The sequence below is a fragment of the Mesorhizobium sp. CA12 genome, from assembly GCF_020165255.1.
In the GTDB taxonomy this organism is placed as follows: Bacteria; Pseudomonadota; Alphaproteobacteria; order Rhizobiales; family Rhizobiaceae; genus Mesorhizobium.
This window is the reverse complement of the sequence record NZ_JAIUHT010000006.1, coordinates 249970-268269: the sequence shown is the minus strand read 5'-3', so window position 1 is coordinate 268269 and position 18300 is coordinate 249970. Positions and strand designations below refer to the sequence as shown.

The window sequence follows — 18300 nt, the reverse complement described above, 5'->3', positions numbered from 1 at the left end:
CCAGCGGGTCAGGCGGCGGACGTCGAATGCGCCCATTCCCAATAGAGCTCGCGCGCCTTCTTGGCCACCGGACCGGGCTGCAGATCGCGGTTTTCGATGCGCGTGACGGGCACCACTTTCGAGTGGTTGCCGGTCGAGAATATCTCGTCGGCTTCGAGGAAATCGCGGACCGACAGCGTCTTCTCGGTGGTCCTGAAACCGTAGTCGCCGAGCAGGCTGATGGTGCGCGAGCGGGTGATGCCCGAGAGAAACGTGCCGTTCGGGGCCGGAGTCATCACATGACCGTCCTTGACCAGGAAGATGTTGGAGGTCCCGGTCTCGGCGACATTGCCCAGCATATCTAGCACCAAAGCGTTGTCGAAGCCGCGGTTCTTGGCCTCCAGAATGGCACGGCCATTGTTGGGGTAGAGGCAGCCGGCCTTGGCGTTGGTAGGCATGGTCTCGATTGTCGGGCGCCGGAACGGCGAAACGCCGATCGAAAAGCCGGATGGCGGGATCATCGGCGATTCATAAAGGCAGAGGCAGAAGCGCGTCGAGGACGGGTCGGCCGGCACGCCCATATAGCCGCCATGCTCGGCCCAATACATCGGCCTTACATATACCGCCGTCTTGCCGTCGAATTTCTTGAGGCCGTCCCAAGTCAGGCCGACGATCTCTTCCGTCGTCATTGAAGGCTTCAGGCCAAGCGCGATCGCGGAGGCGTTGACGCGAGCGGAGTGCAGCTCGAGGTCGGGCGCGACGCCCTCGAACCAGCGGCCGCCGTCAAAGACGCTGGTGCCGAGCCACATGGCGTGGCTGCGCGGCCCGAGAATGGCGACGTTGCCCTCGTACCAGTCGCCGTCCACATAGGTCCAAGTCGCGGTTTGCGCCGCCGCCGCCAGTGTCATGGTCGCCGTCCAATTGAGTGATTTCAGTCCGCCATAGGACGATGCTTTGACGGCTGGCGTCAATTGACATCGGGAAAAATCGTTGAGGCCAGAGGCACTTGGCCGCAATCAATGCTTGCGCGGCAAGCCTGCGCGCCGCAAAACTTGAGACATGCATCATGCGGCTTATGTCTTCGACGCCTATGGCACGTTGTTCGACGTGCACGCCGCCGTGCGTCGCCACGCCGGCGAGATCGGCCCGGACGGCCAGCTTCTCTCCGAAATCTGGCGCGCCAAGCAGCTCGAATATTCCTGGGTGCGGACGCTGATGGGATCATACGCCGACTTCTGGCAACTGACCGAACAGGCGCTGGATTTCGCTTTGCGCAAGGTGCCCTCGGCCGATCCGGCGCTGCGGACGAAACTGCTCGAAGCCTATTGGCGGCTCGACTGCTATCCGGAAGTGCCGGCAGTGCTGAAAGCGCTCAAGGCGTCGGGCGCGAAGCTCGCTATTTTATCCAACGGCTCGCCTGAAATGCTCGACGCGGCGGTCAAATCCGCGGCGCTCGACCAGATCCTCGACGACGTGTTTTCGGTCGACCAGGTCAAACGCTTCAAGACCGACCCGTCGGTGTACGACATGGTGGTCACCGGCTGGCGGCTTTACCCCGGCGCGGTCTCGTTCCAGTCGTCGAACCGCTGGGACATCGCCGGCGCGACGAGATTCGGTTTTCGCACGGTCTGGATCAACCGGACCAACCAGCCGGACGAGTATCGCGACCTCCCGCCGGGGCTGATCCTGCCTTCGCTCGAAGGTCTCCTGGCGGAGGTCTGACGCCGCTGTTGCTGCAGGGCAACAGCTGTGGCGCGGTCACAGCTTCGCCTTTTTCTGTCCACCCTCAGGCCAGAATTGGAACCGCCTATCGCCGCCGACTGTTATGAATGCCGCCGCGACGTGCCCGCGGGTTCATGCTTTCTTGCGAATTAAGACCTAGAAAAGGCAACCATGTCAGAAGCTTCCTTCCGCATCAGCCGCCGTGGCTTCCTCAATTTCACAGCCCTCGGCGCTGCCTCGGCCGCCGTGTCCGCCTGCACCACCACCGGTCCTGCACCAGCCCCCGTCCAGCCGCCGCCGCCCGCCTATGTCGAGCCGCCGCTCGGCGATTACGAGACGATGTATGGCGCGATGTCGGACAATGGCTTCGACCTGCCGGCCATCCCGGTCAACAAGATCGATCACAGATTCTTGCGCCAGATCGTCCCCGATCCGACCGGACAGCGTCCGGGCACCATCGTCGTCGATACCACCGGCCACTTCCTCTATCTGGTGCGCGAGGGCGGCCAGGCGATCCGCTACGGCGTCGGCCTCGGCCGCGCCGGCTTCGAATGGTCGGGCGACGCGGTCGTGCAGTGGAAGCAGAAATGGCCCAAATGGACGCCGCCGGACGAGATGGTGGCCCGCCAGCCGGAACTGACGCAATTCAGCGCCAAGAATGGCGGCATGCCCGGCGGCCTGAAGAACCCGCTCGGGGCGCGTGCGCTCTATCTTTTCCAGGGCAACCAGGACACGCTCTACCGCTTGCACGGCTCACCCGAATGGTGGTCGATCGGCAAGTCGGTGTCGTCGGGCTGCGTGCGCCTGATCAACCAGGACATCATCGACCTCTACGACCGCGTGCCGACCAAGACGCCGGTCATCGTGACGGCCAATATCGGCGCGCCTGAAGAGGACATGCCGGAGCGCAAGGCGATCCCGATCGACAATGGCGTGCCGACGGGCTCGATACTGCTCGGCCCGGTGAAGCGGCTCACCAACGAGATTTTCTAAGACCCCAATCGGTCAGCGGTGCTCGGCCAAAATGGCGGCCAGCACCGCGACGCCGCGTCGCAATGCCTCCGCCTCGAGCCCGGCGTAGCCCAGGATGAAGCCGGCCGTTTCCGGCCTAGGCCTGCTCGGATCATAAAGGGGCGACACAGGATAGAGGCCGATGCCGGCCGCGCGCGCCGCGGCGATGATCGCCGGTTCGCGTCCGGCATCGATGCCGTTCATCCAGGCGACGACATGCAGGCCGGTATCGGCTCCGGCGACAGTGACCCGCGGCCCCAGATGGTCAGTCAAAGCCTTCAGCAGGACCTGTCTGCGCTCGGCGTTCTTCCTGCGGATGCTGCGCACGTGGCGCTCATAGGCTCCGCTCGCCAGCAGCTCGGCCAACACGTCCTGCTCCAGCATCGGAGCATGCCGGTCGGTCAGGCGCTTGGCCTCGCCGACTGCCCGGCGAAGGCTCGGGGGAACGACGAGATAGCCGAGCCTCAAGGTCGGCGAGAGCGTCTTGGACAGCGTGCCGACATAGATGACCGTGTCCGCGTCCAGCGCCTGCAGCGGCGGAATGGGGCTGATGTCGTGACGGTATTCGCCGTCATAATCGTCTTCCACAATATAGGCCCTCGTGCCGGCGGCCCAGGCCAGCAGCGAACGCCGCCGCGTCGCCGAAAGCACGCCGCCGAGCGGAAACTGATGCGAGGGCGTCACATAGGCGAGACGGGCCGGCGGCAGCTTTTCCGTCCGTAGCCCATCGGCATCGACAGGAACGGGCACGGCAATGCCTCCCGCCGCCACGAAGGCGTGGCGTGCCAGCAGATAGCCCGGGTTCTCGATCACAAAGGGGTCACCGGGGTCGAGCAGCAGTCGCGCGCAGAGGTCGAGCCCCTGCTGCGAGCCGTTGACGATGACGATCTGGTCCGGCGTGCAATTGATGCCGCGGGCCCGCCAGAGATAAGCCTGAAGCGCATTACGCAGACCGGAAGAGCCCTGCGGGTCGCCATAGCGCAGCCGCGCGGCGCGGTTGACGATTGCCTTGCTCGACGCCCGCCGCCAAGCCAGCACGGGAAAGTCCGCTCCGGACAGGTCGCCATAGCGGAAATCCGCAATCTTGGCCGGCTGCGCCAACGCCGTCGGAGGCAGGGTCAGCAACCGTCGCGCGAATGCCGACAGGTGCCGTGGCGAAGCGGCCGCGACGGGCGCTTCTCCCGACGCCTTCTCCAGCCCCGGAGCAACGATCGCGCGCGCCCCTTGCCGGATGATCAGATAGCCCTCGGCATCGAGCTGGCTGTAGGCCGCGGTCACCGTGGTCCGCGACGCGCCCCATTCGGCGGCAAAGGCCCGCGTCGACGGCAAGCGATCGCCGGGCCTGTAGGCGCCGCTGTGGATCCGCGCCTTGATGGCCGCGATGATGCGGCGCGCGACGCCGTCCTGCTCCAACTGGACCACCAAAAACCTTCAAAACTGGATGTTCCAAGCAAGCCAGCTTTCCGGCATCTTGCTGTGCAACGCAAGGAGTTTCATCATGTACATCCCGCCTGCCTTCCGCGACGACGATCAAGAGAGCCTAATGGCTACGATCCGCGCGGCGCGTCTGGCGACGCTGATCACCGCCACGGCGGAAGGTCCGCTGGTGACGCCGTTGCCGCTTTTGCTCGACGAGAACGAGGGTGAGCATGGGGTGATCTACGGGCACGTCGCAAAGGCAAACCCGCAGTGGCGCGTGCCGCTGGTGGGCGACGGCCTGGCCATATTCATGGGCCCGGATGCCTATGTGACGCCGGCCTGGTACCAGACCAAGCAGGAGACCGGGAAGGTCGTCCCGACCTGGAACTATGTCGCCGTCCACGCCCATGGGCCGATCGAATTCTTCGAGGATGCCGACAGGCTGCTCGAGGTCGTGACCCGCCTGACCAACCTGCATGAAGGCGAGCGCGCCGCGCCCTGGGCGGTGTCGGACGCGCCGGCGGATTTCATCCAATCGCAGCTGAAGGGCATTGTCGGCCTGCGCATGCCGATTACAAAGCTCGAAGGCAAGCGCAAGATGAGCCAGAACCGCAACGCCGCCGATCGCGCCGGTGTCGTGTCCGGCCTCTCATCCAGCGACCGGCCTTCAGACCGCAAGGTCGCGCCGCTCATTCCAGTGTGAACGGCGCGATATCGGCCAACCGCCGCGGCTGCTTGAGTTCCGCAGCAAGTCAGGTGCAGACCCACTCGCGGATCTTGCACTCCTTGCTCTCGCCTCCGCACTGGGCTGTCGCCTTCTCCTCGGCTTCGCGGCGGGTCGCGGCTGATGCTGCACTCCAGAACGGCGTCGCCTCGCCACGGCTCTTGCCTACCGAAAGCGCCGCGCAGTGCTCATAGGGAAAGCCGGTGCCGTCATCATCGTCCCAATGGCGATGGTTGCGGAACACCTCGACCACCCGGCAGCCCTTGCCATCTGCATTCTCGCAATGCTTGAGCGCAATGTCTTCCGCCTCTTGCCGCTTGTCGGCGCCCCAGAAAAAGCCGTGACGGCCGTCGCCCGGCGAGTAGGCGATCGCGCCCCAGATGCCCTTTTCCTCGCCGGTCTGCGCCGGCGGTGACGGGGCGATCAGGTCAGCCGCGTTGCTCGCAATCGTAAGCCCGGCGAGCGCCGCAAGCAGCGGGATCGAAAGGCGGGGATTGATCAGCATCTTCGTGCTCCAGTTGCAGCTATTCAGCAGTCGACCGTCATGCCCGGCTCTAGCCGCCCATGCGCGCGACCGAGACGACGATGCAAGTGTTGCCGGTCGGGACCAGCAGCGCCTGGCCGGCATTGTCGGCCAGGTTGAAAAGCATCGTGTTCGAAAGATTGTCCGCCAACAGGCTGCCCTTCGGGAGCGTTCCGGCGACTTCCTGGCAAGAGCGCGGGAATGGCGCCACGCGCATGAAGCCACCCTCGCAGCTCTGGCCGACAGGCGAGGCGAAAACGACGCCCGCGGCCTGCGTCTTGTAGTCCGGCAGGTTGTAGCTCATCCCGGCGACGGCCTGCACGGCATGGGTGTCGGGTGAGGTTTTGTCCCATTGCGTCTGGATCGCATAGGTCGACCCGGCAGTCAGAGCCTGCCCCATCGCGGCAAAGAGATTGGCGCAGGTGCGGACACCTGCCTGCGCGACATGCGCCTGAAACGGATTCTTGTTTGCCGAGGCGTCGACCGGCGCGGGCACGGCTTCGGTCGGCTTGCCCTGGATGGGTGCCTGCGCCTGCGCGGAGGCCGTGCCAGCGACGAATGTCCCAAGCGCGGGATAGAGACGGAACGACAGGACCACCGCCGCCGCGACCAAGACCGCGAACGCGCCGAGCAGCGCCGTGTTTCGCGCCAGGCGCCAGCCTGGCGAACGCTGTGGCGGCGGACTTGCCGGCGGCTCCGGCAGCGCGGCCGGCTGGGTGTGCGACAGGATTCTGTCCTCGATGGATTGGCGTGTCATCTCGAAGTCTTTCTAGTTGATGGCCGACAGCGCGGTCTTGAGTCCCTTGAACGGGGCATCAAGGTTGACGGTCGCCCCCGACGGCAGGGAATAGGAAACCTGGACCGTGGTCTCCTTGCCGATCTGCTCGCGCAGCACCGGGCCGACGGGCACATAGCCGACGCAGACCGACGCATCGCAACCCTGCAGTTGAACGTCGACCGGCTGTTTGCGGCCGGCAAGTCTCAGCGAAAGCTTGCTGCCCTTACCTGCCGCGCTCGGAGTCCGCAATATCATGAAGGGTTTGCCTTTCTCGTCGGCCGCGAGCGACCAGCTGAAGACCAACGCCTGGCTTTGATCGATGAAAGACTGGCCGATGTTGCAGACCTTCTTCCTGGCCTGCAGGTTCTCGTCGCAGATCAGCGTCCAGTTCTCGAACGGACGAGTGGTGCGCTGATAGTCGCCAAGCTTCACGCCCGCGGGCACCGCGACGTCGGAAGGCTTTATCCGATAGGCGGGCTGGGCCGCCTCCTGCCCGGCCGCGCGCGGGCCGGACAGGAGCAGGCAAACCATGCAAAGTGCCACGGCAGAGACGGCTCGCCCGACCGTGGACGGGCTGCTTGCCTGAGCATGATCATTCGCAGAACCGCTACGCACTTTTCGTGATCACGCTCTAGTTCAGGGTAAAGCTGACACCCGCGCCGACACCCCAGTGCCCGCCCGCCGTCGTGCCCGAGACGTTCGCTCTCGCCCGGCCGTCCTCGCTGGTGTAACCGGCGCCGAACGCCACGGCGCCTTCGCCGCGCCAGTAGCCGCCGCCGGCCGCCACGCTCAGCTTGCCCGGACGGTCGTCGTAGCGCAGCGAGGCGGCCGCAAGGCCGATCGCGGCGGCCTGGCGCGCCTCGCCCCGAGCCTCGCCCATATCCATGTTGAGCTGGCTGAGCTTGGAGTCGGTGTAGGCATTGGCCTGCTGCAGCGTGGTTGCCGCCACTTGGTTGGTATAGGCCTTGGAGTTGTCGAACGTTGTCGCCAGCCCGTTGTTGAACTGCAGCACGTTGACTGCATCGGTATCGGCGGTGCCCGCGCCGACATTGTGGATGACGACCGGCGCATTCACGTCGCCGCCGACAAGCGTCAGCGAATTGGACTTGGTGCCGTCCGGGTTCTTGTCATACTGGACGGCGAATTCATTCAGATTGCCGACGCTTCCCTGCACTGCTTCAACAGCCTGATTGGTCGCGTAGAGCTGGCTGCCGTTGATGGCGTCGGTCGAAGTCTGGCTGATCCGGCCCGCCGCCACATTGGTGACGGTGCGCTCGTTGCCGACGCTGCCGACGCTCACCGTGCTCGTCGGAGCGGTTCCGGCGAAGGTGTAGTTGACGCCGTTGATCGTCGTGCCGGTGGTGGCGACCGCCGCGGCGGTGGTCGAGCCGGCGCCGAGAGCGACGCTGCCCGGTTCGTTAGCCGTTGCGCCGGCGCCGAGCGCCATGGACTGGGCGCCGTTGGCGGTCGAGTTGGTGCCGAAGGCGATGCTGTCGGCCTGATTGGAGGTCGCGTTCTGGCCGATCGCAATGCCGCCCGGCGCCGTCTGCTGGACGATGGCGCCGTTGCCCATGCCGATGCCGTTGTCGCCGTTGACAGTGGTGCGCGGGCCGATCGCGACCGAATCGGTGCCGACCGCCAGCGAGTCCGGCGCGGTCGAATTGGCGTGGAAGTACATGCTCCCCGTCACCGCGAAGGAGCTCAGCGCGCCCTTCAACTGGCGAAGCGTGACCGCATCCTGATCCTGCGTGCCGTCGGCCACGTTGATGATCTGGCGATAAGCGGTGGAGGTTCCCACCGAGACGGCGCCGAGCAGGCTCATATCCGCGGTGTTGTAGGGAATGAGGCCGGTGCCGGAGAGGATCGATCCCGACGCGGGCGCGACCGCGCGATCCGAAACCGAGCCGGAGCCCAGCGCCACGCCGTCGGCGATGGTGACCGCGGTGCCGCGGCCGAGGGCCAGGGAATTGGCGGCGGATGCGGTCGCCTGATAGCCGAGCGCCGAGGAGCCAACCCCTTGCGCGAAGGCGTCGGTAATCGGCAGCGTCGAGTCGTTGGTGCGCACGTAGCGGATGCCGTCGCCATTGGCGTCCGTGTATGCAGTCGAGGTGTCGCCGGCAAAATTGTTGATCGTGTTGCCGAGCGTGGTGATGTCGGCGGTGTTGGCGGCGATATCGGTCGTATTCTGCGTCACCTGCTGGTTGGTCGCGAAGAGCTGCGAGCCGTTGACCGCATCGGTCGAGGAGTTGCTCAACTGCCCGGCCGCGACGTTCTGGATCTGGCGCTCCGCGCCCACCGAACCGACCGAGAACGCGCCGGCCGGCGTTCCGCCGGCGAAGGTGTAATTGACGCCGCCGATCGTCGTGCCGCCGACATTGGTCGTGGTTCCGGACACCGAATTCAGGCCGATCGCCACGTCGCCGGCATTGTTGGCGACGGCATTCGGGCCAATCGCGACAGAGTCGGTCCCCAGAGCCTGGGAGTCGGCAAGCGTCGAATTGGCGTGGAAATACTTGATGCCGCCGCCGGTGTTGATGTTGTTGATCGTGTTGCCGAGAGTGGTGATATCGGCGGTGTTGGCGGCGATATCGGTGGTGTTCTGCGTTACCTGCTGGTTGGTGGCGAAGAGCTGCGAGCCGTTGACCGCGTCGGTCGAGGAGTTGCTCAACCGCCCGGCCGCGACGTTCTGGATCTGACGCTCCGCGCCCACCGAGCCGACCGAGAATGCGCCGGCCGGCGTTCCGCCGGCAAAGGTGTAGTTGACGCCGCCTATCGTCGTGCCGCCGACCACGGTCGTGGTGCCGGATACCGAGTTCAGGCCGATTGCGACATCGCCGGCGTTGTTGGCCACGGCATTGGGGCCGATCGCGACCGAATCCGTCCCCAGAGCCTGGGAATCGGGCAGCGTCGAATTGGCGTGGAAATACTTGATGCCGGCGCCGGTGTTGATGTTGGTGATCGTATTTCCGATGTTGGCGATATCGGTCGTGTTCTGCGTCACTTGCTGATTGGTGGCAAAAAGCTGCGAACCGTTGATGGCGTCGGTCGAGGCGTTGCTGAGCCGGCCCGCGGCGAGATTGGTGAGGGTCCGCTCCGCGCCTGGAGCGCCGATGCTGACGGTCGAGGTCGGCGTCGTGCCGGCGAAGGCGTAGGTTGTGGTGCCGATCGTCGTGCCGCTGGTGCCGACTGCTGCGGCGGTTACCGAGCCGGAGCCGAGCGCCACGTCGCCGGAGCTTGCCGCCGCAGTAGCGCCGTCGCCCAGGGCGACATTGCCGGCGAGACCGGCGGCGCCCGCGGTAGAGCCGTTGCCCAGCGCCACGGAGCCTTGCCCGATCGCCTTGTTGCTGTTGCCGATGGCAACGGCGCCGTTGGCCATATTGGCGGCGGTAGCGGTCGCCGTGCCGTCGCTGTTGGCGATGTTATTGGCGCCGCCGGTGAAGGCGCCGGTACCGCTGGCGTAGCTCGGATCGCCGATGGCCACCGCGCCGTCGCCATAGGCGGTGTTGCCGGCGCCGATGGCCACGGCCTTGCCGCCATCGGTAGTCGCGCCCGTTCCGATGGCGATGGAGTCGGCGGAGAGCGCAGCGGACTGCAGACCGACCGCGACGGCGTTGGCTGCAGTCGCCTGGCTCTCGCGTCCCATCGCAAGGGCGTCGCCCGCAGATGCCGTCACGTCCGTGCCGATGCCGATGGCGTTGTCTCCACTGGCGCTCGTTGCAAAAGTGCTCGAGCCGACATAGACGGCGCCTATCCCGGACGCCCTCGTCCCTGCGCCGAGAGAGATGGAGTTCACGGCGCTGCTTTGGGCGCCGCGGCCGAGCGCGGTACTGTTGAGTCCAGTGGCGCGGGTGTCACGTCCGACGGCGGTGGAATTGTCGGCGCTGGCTACGGTCCCGATGCCGAGTGCCACGGACTGTGCGCCAGCCGCGTTGGCGCTCACGCCGGCAGCAAGCGAATTGTCTCCCGTCGCATTCGCTCCGGACCCAAACGAGGACGCGTTTTGGCCGCTGGCAACGGCGGTGTTGCCAACCGCCGTGCTGGCGGAGCCGCTCGCAATTGAAGTAGCACCCATGGCCGTGGCGAAAGCGCCCGAAGAGAGCGAATTGGTGCCGATCGCGATGCTGTTGGGCAGGGCCGTATTGGCCTGAACGCCCGCCTGCGCTCCCAAGCCGAGCGCGATAGACTGGTTGCCCCAGGCGCTGGCTGTGTTGCCCATAGCCGTGGCGCTCGTTCCCGTTGCCTTGGTCAGGATGCCTATGGCAACGGTGTTTTGCTGAGACGCCGTCACATCGGTGCCAAGGGCGATGGCGCCCTGCGCAGTAGCGCCCGCTCCCGCAAGAGTACGCCCGCCGATATTGATGGAGTTGATTTGTGTAGCGACCGACTGGAAGCCGATCGCGATGGCATTCTGGTTGCTTGCAGTGGCGGAAGTGCCTTGAGCAAAGGCATCTATTCCCGACGCGACCGATGAAGTGCCAATCGCGGTACTGCGCAGCCCGGTGGCTTGGGTTCCCCAGCCGCCGGCGAAGGAGGTGTTGCCGCTGGCCAAGGAACTGACGCCGACGGCGGTGGCGTTGCCACCCGAAGCAACCGAGAAGGTGCCCAGCGCGCTGGCGCCTGCCCCGGTGGCACTGGAGCTGACGCCGATCGCTACCGTGTTGATGTTGTTCGAGATTGTGCCGGAGCCCAGCGCCACCGCGCCGCCGGGGCCGGTGGCCGACGCGGTTCGGCCGATAGCGACAGAGTACTGCGCCGTCGATTGAGCCTGGAAGCCGAGCGCTATGGCCCAGTTGAGGCTGGCGGTTGAGCCATTTCCGATCGCTATGGTCTCGGGAGCGGTCGCGGACCCGCCGCCAGCGGCATATTGCGCTTGCGCCGGCGCCGCGAACAGGAACAAAGCGGCGGCCGATGCAATATACCCAAGGCTTGCGCCGACGCCGAGCTTGCCGAGCCCACGTCCCTTGCGTCGCATGCCGAGCACGCGATGCGCGTTGCGCAGCGTCGCCATCAGGCGGCGGCGCAGCGAACGGCTCTCGGGAGCGCCGGAGACCCAGTTTCCAGCAAATCGGGCCGGCCCGCGCTGACTGATACGTTCTTGCCTGAAGTTCATTGCGAGAATGCCTCCTTGGGTGGGTCGCGCTCGATAACCGCAGGTTCCGCCGACCCTGCCGCCAAAGCGTGTCTGCTCGAAAATGGAATGATCACATCAACGCCGCGCGCGAGCAGCGCATGGCCCTGTTTTTCACCGATCGCCTCGACGCGATCGAGCGTGTTTTCAAGCCAGACGTCGCCGGCCTCGGGAACAGCCTGGAGCGCCGCGGCAACCCGCTCGGTTGGGATCAGCCGCTCGAGATAGGAGCGCACCGCCGCCAGATGGACGGCAGGCGTGTCATGCGCGTGAACGACGGTCGTGAGGCCGTAGAGATAATGGGCCAGCAGCATGTCCTGCTTGGCCAGGGGCACGCCATCTCCATAGCGCTTCTCAAGCGTCCTCGATGCCGACTCCAGCCAGTAACCGATCTCCTCGGAAAGGCTCCGGCGAACCGCCGTGTCGTCGCTCATGTCCCCTCGGCCAGCTTAGAATCCGAATACCGGATTTGCTGCAGAAAGACAGGTTTTCAGGGCCTCGTATTCCAACAAATTGCTGTTTATCTGAAAATATACCGTAGATCTTCCATAGGTTAACGCAAAATTACTTTAGTAATACCTTTTATAAGCCAATCCATAGATAACCGCGCGGGAATTAGCCCTGCCTGCCGGCCCGCGATTGAACCAGCCTCTCTCGCACCTGCATTGGCGTCACGTCGCGATATTTCTTCATCGTGGTGGTGAGATGGCTCTGGCTCGAGAAGCCGCTCAGATAGGCGATATCCGTGATCGACATGCGCCTGTCGGCCAGCAGCTTCTCGGCAAAGTCAAGGCGAAGGGCAAGAACATATTGATGCGGCGTCACGCCGAACGTCTTGGAGAAAGCACGGGCGAAATGGTAAGGCGACAGCCCGCACACAGCGGCAATTTCGGCGAGCGAAAGCTTGCGCGAAAAGTTTTCGCTCAGGAATTGCGCCACGAGGCGAGCGTGGCCGAGCGACAGCCCACCTTTCGCGTTCAGCAGCGGCCGCCTTTCAGGAGGAATTTCCGAATACCAAGCTTGCAGATCGTCATCGCGCCGCAACTTGGACTCCTGATGCTCAGCCCTCCGCAGTCTTGGCCCAACCTTAGCGGGCGCTTTCGGTTCCCTGGCCACAATAATTCGTGATCGCACGTGCTGTCGGCGCTATCCAGTTTGCCCCCCGGCAACAGCACGTCAAAGGCCATGATTTGGCGCGTCCGGTATTTCATGAAATTGCGGTTCTGCTGGGAAAAGTTCCCTTGCGAAAAGTTTTAGCTGCCGCTGATGCGGCTTACCCGTCGGCAGGTAAGATTTGATCGTCGCCAGGTAACGAGGGCAGCTTTCCGGGGCGGCGCATTTCCGCGACGGATTCGCGCGACGGCAAGCGGGTTTCGCCCGACGTCAAAGCTTACAGGCGTGATTCGCGTCGCGCTCCGCGCGGTACCGTCTCTTTGCTTCAGCGGCCTCGCGCCAGGCTTCCCAAAATTCCGCGCACGATAGCGCGGCCGACGGACGAGCCGACCGAGCGCACCACCGACTTGATGGCGGCTTCGGCCACGGTCTGGCGGTTGGAAGACCGCCGGTTGCCTGTCCCCAGGACATCGTCGAAGCCCGGAATGGTCCAGCGCGAACCGCCGCTGTTCTGCTGTTGTGCCTGAGCCTCGGCGTCCTGCGCCTCCTTGGCCTTTTTCTGCAGCATTTCGAAGGCCGATTCGCGATCGACGGCCTCGTCGTACTGGCCGGCGACCGGGCTCTCGGCGATGATCTTGCGGCGCTCTTCGGGCGTGATCGGGCCGAGCCGGGATGACGGCGGCCGGATCAGCGTGCGCTGGACCATGGCCGGCACGCCCTTGTCCTCCAGCATCGAGACCAGCGCCTCGCCGGTGGCAAGCTGGGTGATGGCGGTGGCGCAGTCGAAATCGGGATTGGGCCGGAAGGTTTCGGCGGCCGAGCGCACCGCCTGCTGCTCGCGCGGCGTATAGGCGCGCAGCGCATGCTGGACGCGGTTGCCGAGCTGGGCCAGCACCTTTTCCGGAATGTCCAGCGGGTTCTGGGTGACGAAATAGACGCCGACGCCCTTGGAGCGGATCAGCCGCACCACCTGCTCGACGCGGTCGATCAGCACCTTCGGCGCGTCTTCGAACAGAAGATGCGCCTCGTCGAAGAAGAACACCAGCTTTGGCCGGTCGAGATCACCGACCTCGGGCAATTCCTCGAACAGCTCCGACATCAGCCAAAGCAGGAAGGTGGCGTAGAGCCTGGGATTCATCATCAATTTGTCGGCCGCCAGAACGCTGATCGCGCCGCGCCCGTCACGGGTGGTGCGCATGATGTCGGCGATGCGCAGCGCCGGCTCGCCGAAGAAGTTGGCGGCACCTTGGCTCTCCAGCACCAGCAGCGTGCGCTGGATGGCGCCGACCGACGGCTTGGTGACATTGCCGTAGCGTGCGCTGAGTTCGTCGGCGCGCTCGGCGATGTTGGCGAGCAGCGCCTGCAGGTCCTTCAAATCGAGCAGGAGAAGACCCTCTTCGTCGGCGATGCGGAAAGCGATGTTCATGACGCCCTCCTGCGCTTCCGTGAGGTTCATCAGCCGCGACAAAAGCAGCGGCCCCATCTCCGAAATGGTAGCGCGGATCGGATGGCCCTGCTCGCCGAACAGGTCCCAGAAGATGACCGGGAATTCCTGGAATTGATAAGGATCGAGCTTCACCTGCTCGGCGCGCTTGACCAGGAAATCCTTGGCCTCGCCCATCATGGATATGCCGGAAAGGTCGCCCTTGATATCGGCGCAGAAGACAGGCACGCCGGCGTTGGAAAAGCCCTCGGCCAGGATCTGCAGGCTGACGGTCTTGCCGGTGCCCGTGGCCCCGGTGACAAGGCCGTGGCGGTTGCCGTAGCGCAGCAGCAGCTCTTCGGCGCGCTGATAGGAGTCGTCGGGCTTGCGGCTGGCGCCGATGAAGATGCTGGTCTCGTCAACCATGTCCGGTCTCCGCAATGTGTTCCGCTCAAAGGCCTCACCCGAGGTATAGTAACGCCGGTCGCATGCGACAATGCCCAGTCTCGATTTTGGGGAGCAGCGAATTTGGCCTTTGGCGCTTGCGGATTCGGTGCATGTTTGGCAATCGATTGGCTGGCCGAGAGAACCCGGCCGGATGATGCATTGTGATATCCGGTTCCTGACCTTAGATTGGCTTGACCGGCTGATGCGACCGAGAAGCGAGGAGAGTGATGGGCGCCGGCGCCTTGACCAGGGATGTCGACCTTCCGAACCCGGACGCCAAGCGTTGGCGGGCGCTGGCGGAAAAGGCGCTTGCCGGCGGTTCCTTCGAGGAAAAGCTCGTCTCCCACACCGATGACGGCATCCGCATCGAGCCGCTCAGCCAACGCTCGACGACCGCCGAGCCGTTGCCGCGTACAAATCCGACCGCACGCTGGATCGTCAGCCAGCGCGTCGACGACCCGGACGTCGCCCGGGCCAGCGCGCAAGCCCTGGAAGACATAGCCCAAGGCGCCACCGGCCTGTCGCTTGTCTTCGAAGGTGCGCCGAATGCCTTCGGCTACGGCTTGCCGCGCACCGCGGAGGCGCTGGAAAGAGTGCTCGACGGCGTGCCGCTCAACCGCGTTCAGGTGCGCATCGACGCCCACCCCTGGAGTCGCGCCGTGGCCGACTGGCTGCTGGCTTTCCTCAGCCGCCGCCGCTCCGATCCGGCCAAGCTCAACCTTTCCTTCGGCATCGATCCGGCGGCGATCTTCGCCGGAACCGGGCGGCTGCGCACCTCGATCGAGGCGCTGCAGGAATCGATGCCACAATCGCTGGCGCATTTCTTCTCGATGGGCGTGCCGGGCGTGCTGCTCGAGGCCGACGGCCGCGTCTTCCACAATGCCGGCGCCACCGAGGCGCAGGAGCTTGGCACGATGATGGCATCGGTCGTGTCCTATCTCAGAATGTTCGAGAAGGCGCGCCAGCCGCTGGTCTATGCGGCGCCCTATATCGGCTTCGCGCTCAGCGTGGACCAGGACCAGTTCCTGTCGATGGCCAAGGTGCGGGCATTGCGCAAGCTCTGGGCGCGCGTCCAGGAAGCCTGCTCTATCCCGGCCTCGACCGCCAGCATACATGCCGAGACCTCGTATCGCATGATGACGATGGCCGACCCGGAGACCAACATCTTGCGTACGGCGATCGCGGCCTTCGCGGCGGCAACCGGCGGCGCAGATTCGATCTCGATCCTGCCGCATACCATCACGCATGGGCTGCCGGCCGGCTTTGCCCGCCGCGTCGCCCGCAACGCGCAGCTGATCATGGCCGAGGAAAGCCACATCGGCCGTGTCGCCGATCCGGCCTGCGGCTCCGGTTCCGTCGAGGCGCTGACCAACGATCTCTGCGCCGCGGCCTGGGAAGAATTCCAGCGCATCGAGGCCGAGGGCGGCGTGCTCGCCAGCCTGCAGCAGGGCTATATCCAGAACCGAGTGGAGACGGCCGCCGCCAAGCGCAACGGCCCCTACCGATCGGGCGAGCGCGGCATTGTCGGCACGACGCTTTACCGCGCGCCGGTGGAGCGTCCGGTCGAGACGCTGCCGCGGGAACGGCGTCCAGCCCTGACCGAAGGCGTGGCGACGTGCGAGCCGCTGTTTCCGGTGCGCATCGATCAGTCGATCGGAGCCGGATCATGATCCCGGATTTCAGCCAGATCGGCTGGTCGGAGCCGCGTCGCGCGCCGGTCGAGATCAAGGGCCAGCGGATGACGCCGGAAGGCATCGCCGTAAAACATCTCTACACGGAAGGCGACCTCAAGGGGCTTGCCAATCTCGACACCTATCCAGGCCTGCCGCCCTTCGTGCGAGGCCCCTACCCCACCATGTATGTCCAGCAGCCCTGGACGATCCGTCAATATGCCGGCTTCTCGACGGCCGAGGAATCCAACGCCTTCTACCGGCGCAACCTTGCGGCCGGCCAGAAAGGCTTGTCGGTCGCCTTCGATCTCGCCACGCATCGCGGCTATGACAGCGACCATCCGCGCGTCGCCGGCGATGTCGGCATGGCGGGCGTGGCGATCGATTCCATCCTCGACATGCGGCAGCTGTTCGACGGCATTCCGCTCAACGAGATGACGGTGTCGATGACGATGAATGGCGCTGTGCTGCCGATCATGGCGCTGTACATCGTGGCGGCGGAGGAACAGGGCGTCGCCCAGAACGATCTCGCCGGGACCATTCAGAACGACATTCTGAAGGAGTTCATGGTCCGCAACACCTACATCTATCCGCCGAAACCTTCGATGCGGATCGTGTCGGACATCTTCGCCTACACCTGTAGGCATATGCCGAAGTTCAACTCGATCTCGATCTCCGGCTACCATATGCAGGAAGCCGGCGCGACGGCCGATCTGGAGCTTGCCTACACCATCGCCGACGGCATCGAATATGCCCGCGCCGGCGTCGCCGCCGGCCTTGACATCGACCGTTTCGCGCCGCGCCTGTCCTTCTTCTGGGCGATCGGCATGAACTTCTTCATGGAGGTCGCCAAGCTCAGGGCCGCAAGGCTGCTGTGGTCGAACCTGATGAAGAAGAATTTTGCGCCGAAGGACGAGCGCTCGCTGTCGCTGCGCACCCATTGCCAGACCTCGGGCTGGTCGCTGACGGCGCAGGATCCCTACAACAACATCACCCGCACGATGATCGAGGCGATGGCGGCGACGCAGGGGCACACCCAGTCGCTGCACACCAATTCCTTCGACGAAGCAATGGCGCTGCCGACCGACCATTCGGCGCGCATCGCGCGCAACACACAGCTCATCCTGCAAAAGGAATCCGGCACCACGCGCATGATCGATCCATGGGGCGGCTCGGCCTATGTCGAGCGGCTGACGCATGATCTGGCGGCGCGCGCGCTTGCCCATATCGAGGAGGTCGAAAACCTCGGCGGCATGGCGGCGGCGATCGAGAAAGGCATCCCGAAGCTGCGCATCGAGGAAGCCGCGGCGCGAACACAGGCGCGCATCGATTCCGGCGAGCAAATTCTGGTCGGTGTCAACGCGCACCGGCCTGACGCGGATATCGAGGTCGATGTGCTGAAGATCGACAACGCCGAGGTGAAGGCCAGGCAATTGGCGAAGCTGCAGCGGCTGAAAGGCACACGCGACGTCGCGGCGCTGGAGGATGCGCTGGCGGCGCTGACCCGTGCCGCCGAGGGCGACGAGAACCTGCTCGAATTCGCGGTCCGCGCGGCCCGCGCCAACGCTACCGTCGGCGAGATTTCGCTGGCGCTGGAGAAAGTATTCGGCCGCCACACGGCGGCGGTGCAGACGATCTCCGGCGTCTATCGCGAGGCGCTCGGCGACAACCCGGCGCTTGAGCGGCTGCAGGAGAAGATCCAGGCGTTCGAAAAGAAATCCGGCAGCAAGCCGCGTATCCTGGTCGCCAAGATGGGCCAGGACGGTCATGACCGCGGCCAGAAGGTGATCGCCAGCGCATTCGCCGATCTGGGCTTCGACGTGACCGTCGGACCGATGTTCCAGACGCCGGACGAGATCGCGAACCTCGCGGTGCAGCACGATGTCGACATCATCGGCGCCTCCTCCTTAGCCGCCGGGCACCTGACGCTGATCCCAGAACTCAAGGACGCGCTTAAGAAACTCGGCCATGGCGACATGCTGATCGTCGCCGGCGGCGTCATCCCGCCGCAAGACTACGACGCGGTGCTGGCCGCAGGCGCGGCGGAGATCTTCCCGCCGGGAACCGTCATCCCGGAAGCGGCCAACCGGCTGATGGATCGGTTGCTGGCCGATCAGTGAGGGCTTGCTGATTTGGCCAAAAGGTTGTTCTATGGAAATAGATGCAACCATGGCGCGATGATGTTCGAGACAAACATCCACAGGCTTGAGGACGGATCGGGGGCCCTGCTACTGCCACGCGAAATGCTTGACAGCTTGAACCTTTAGGCCGGCGATGAGCTCCAGATCGTCGAAACCGACGACGGCGTCATTCTATGGCCAATCCGCCACGACAACTACAAACGGCAAATGAACGCTGCTCGC

At 64.9% G+C, this 18300-nt stretch carries 14 protein-coding genes; 5 read left to right on the top strand and 9 right to left on the bottom strand.

Annotated elements, in window-relative coordinates; genetic code table 11:
- Positions 1-8 precede the first annotated feature (8 nt).
- Positions 9-887 carry a branched-chain amino acid aminotransferase gene (locus LB520_RS13100; protein WP_224637768.1) on the bottom strand — a complete coding sequence of 293 codons (879 nt, stop codon included), beginning with the start codon at positions 885-887 and terminating at the stop codon, positions 9-11.
- Between the two features lie 151 nt (positions 888-1038).
- Between LB520_RS13100 and LB520_RS13095 the strand changes: the two genes are divergently transcribed.
- Positions 1039-1701, top strand: a complete 663-nt coding sequence (locus tag LB520_RS13095) for a haloacid dehalogenase type II (protein ID WP_224512305.1) — start codon at positions 1039-1041, stop codon at positions 1699-1701.
- A 171-nt stretch (positions 1702-1872) separates the two neighbouring features.
- Positions 1873-2694, top strand: a complete 822-nt coding sequence (locus LB520_RS13090) for a L,D-transpeptidase (protein WP_224637767.1) — start codon at positions 1873-1875, stop codon at positions 2692-2694.
- A gap of 12 nt (positions 2695-2706) precedes the next feature.
- Here the strand turns inward: LB520_RS13090 and LB520_RS13085 are convergent, their stop codons facing one another.
- Positions 2707-4134, bottom strand: coding sequence for a PLP-dependent aminotransferase family protein (locus tag LB520_RS13085; protein WP_224637766.1), 1428 nt, complete (start codon positions 4132-4134; stop codon positions 2707-2709).
- 76 nt (positions 4135-4210) lie between these two features.
- On the opposite strand from LB520_RS13085, the gene LB520_RS13080 reads away from it, so the two are divergent.
- Complete coding sequence (locus tag LB520_RS13080; protein ID WP_224637765.1) at positions 4211-4834, top strand: FMN-binding negative transcriptional regulator; 624 nt, start codon at positions 4211-4213, stop codon at positions 4832-4834.
- A 49-nt stretch (positions 4835-4883) separates the two neighbouring features.
- Here the strand turns inward: LB520_RS13080 and LB520_RS13075 are convergent, their stop codons facing one another.
- From LB520_RS13075 to LB520_RS13045, 7 genes are all read right to left on the bottom strand, one after another.
- Positions 4884-5360 carry a DUF4189 domain-containing protein gene (locus LB520_RS13075; RefSeq protein WP_095766862.1) on the bottom strand — a complete coding sequence of 159 codons (477 nt, stop codon included), beginning with the start codon at positions 5358-5360 and terminating at the stop codon, positions 4884-4886.
- Positions 5361-5409: 49 nt separating this feature from the next.
- Positions 5410-6135 carry a hypothetical protein gene (locus LB520_RS13070; RefSeq protein ID WP_140845745.1) on the bottom strand — a complete coding sequence of 242 codons (726 nt, stop codon included), beginning with the start codon at positions 6133-6135 and terminating at the stop codon, positions 5410-5412.
- Positions 6136-6147: 12 nt separating this feature from the next.
- Positions 6148-6687: an invasion associated locus B family protein gene (locus tag LB520_RS13065; RefSeq protein WP_140845744.1), complete on the bottom strand. Its 540-nt coding sequence runs from the start codon at positions 6685-6687 to the stop codon at positions 6148-6150.
- A gap of 100 nt (positions 6688-6787) precedes the next feature.
- Positions 6788-11266: a YadA-like family protein gene (locus LB520_RS13060; protein ID WP_224637764.1), complete on the bottom strand. Its 4479-nt coding sequence runs from the start codon at positions 11264-11266 to the stop codon at positions 6788-6790.
- Positions 11263-11718, bottom strand: coding sequence for a hypothetical protein (locus LB520_RS13055; RefSeq protein ID WP_224637763.1), 456 nt, complete (start codon positions 11716-11718; stop codon positions 11263-11265). The genes LB520_RS13060 and LB520_RS13055 overlap by 4 nt, the downstream gene beginning before the upstream one ends.
- A gap of 181 nt (positions 11719-11899) precedes the next feature.
- Positions 11900-12328: a helix-turn-helix transcriptional regulator gene (locus LB520_RS13050; protein ID WP_224637762.1), complete on the bottom strand. Its 429-nt coding sequence runs from the start codon at positions 12326-12328 to the stop codon at positions 11900-11902.
- Positions 12329-12722: 394 nt separating this feature from the next.
- Positions 12723-14246 (bottom strand): helicase HerA-like C-terminal domain-containing protein, encoded by a 1524-nt coding sequence (locus LB520_RS13045; RefSeq protein WP_224637761.1) that lies wholly within the window; start codon positions 14244-14246, stop codon positions 12723-12725.
- A gap of 248 nt (positions 14247-14494) precedes the next feature.
- Between LB520_RS13045 and LB520_RS13040 the strand changes: the two genes are divergently transcribed.
- Together LB520_RS13040 and scpA are read left to right on the top strand one after the other, a co-directional pair.
- Complete coding sequence (locus tag LB520_RS13040; protein WP_224637760.1) at positions 14495-15937, top strand: methylmalonyl-CoA mutase subunit beta; 1443 nt, start codon at positions 14495-14497, stop codon at positions 15935-15937.
- Positions 15934-18057: a methylmalonyl-CoA mutase gene (scpA, locus tag LB520_RS13035; RefSeq protein ID WP_224637759.1), complete on the top strand. Its 2124-nt coding sequence runs from the start codon at positions 15934-15936 to the stop codon at positions 18055-18057. Before LB520_RS13040 ends, scpA begins: the two co-directional genes overlap by 4 nt.
- Positions 18058-18300 lie beyond the last annotated feature (243 nt).

Excerpts from the sequence above, each read along its gene's own strand:
- LB520_RS13100 (WP_224637768.1), bottom strand. The coding sequence starts at position 887 with ATGACACTGGCGGCGGCGGCGCAAACCGCGACTTGGACCTATGTGGAC.
- LB520_RS13095 (WP_224512305.1), top strand. The coding sequence starts at position 1,039 with ATGCATCATGCGGCTTATGTCTTCGACGCCTATGGCACGTTGTTCGAC.
- LB520_RS13090 (WP_224637767.1), top strand. The coding sequence starts at position 1,873 with ATGTCAGAAGCTTCCTTCCGCATCAGCCGCCGTGGCTTCCTCAATTTC.
- LB520_RS13080 (WP_224637765.1), top strand. The coding sequence starts at position 4,211 with ATGTACATCCCGCCTGCCTTCCGCGACGACGATCAAGAGAGCCTAATG.
- LB520_RS13075 (WP_095766862.1), bottom strand. The coding sequence starts at position 5,360 with ATGCTGATCAATCCCCGCCTTTCGATCCCGCTGCTTGCGGCGCTCGCC.
- LB520_RS13070 (WP_140845745.1), bottom strand. The coding sequence starts at position 6,135 with ATGACACGCCAATCCATCGAGGACAGAATCCTGTCGCACACCCAGCCG.
- LB520_RS13065 (WP_140845744.1), bottom strand. The coding sequence starts at position 6,687 with ATGGTTTGCCTGCTCCTGTCCGGCCCGCGCGCGGCCGGGCAGGAGGCG.
- LB520_RS13060 (WP_224637764.1), bottom strand. The coding sequence starts at position 11,266 with ATGAACTTCAGGCAAGAACGTATCAGTCAGCGCGGGCCGGCCCGATTT.
- LB520_RS13055 (WP_224637763.1), bottom strand. The coding sequence starts at position 11,718 with ATGAGCGACGACACGGCGGTTCGCCGGAGCCTTTCCGAGGAGATCGGT.
- LB520_RS13045 (WP_224637761.1), bottom strand. The coding sequence starts at position 14,246 with ATGGTTGACGAGACCAGCATCTTCATCGGCGCCAGCCGCAAGCCCGAC.
- LB520_RS13040 (WP_224637760.1), top strand. The coding sequence starts at position 14,495 with ATGGGCGCCGGCGCCTTGACCAGGGATGTCGACCTTCCGAACCCGGAC.
- scpA (WP_224637759.1), top strand. The coding sequence starts at position 15,934 with ATGATCCCGGATTTCAGCCAGATCGGCTGGTCGGAGCCGCGTCGCGCG.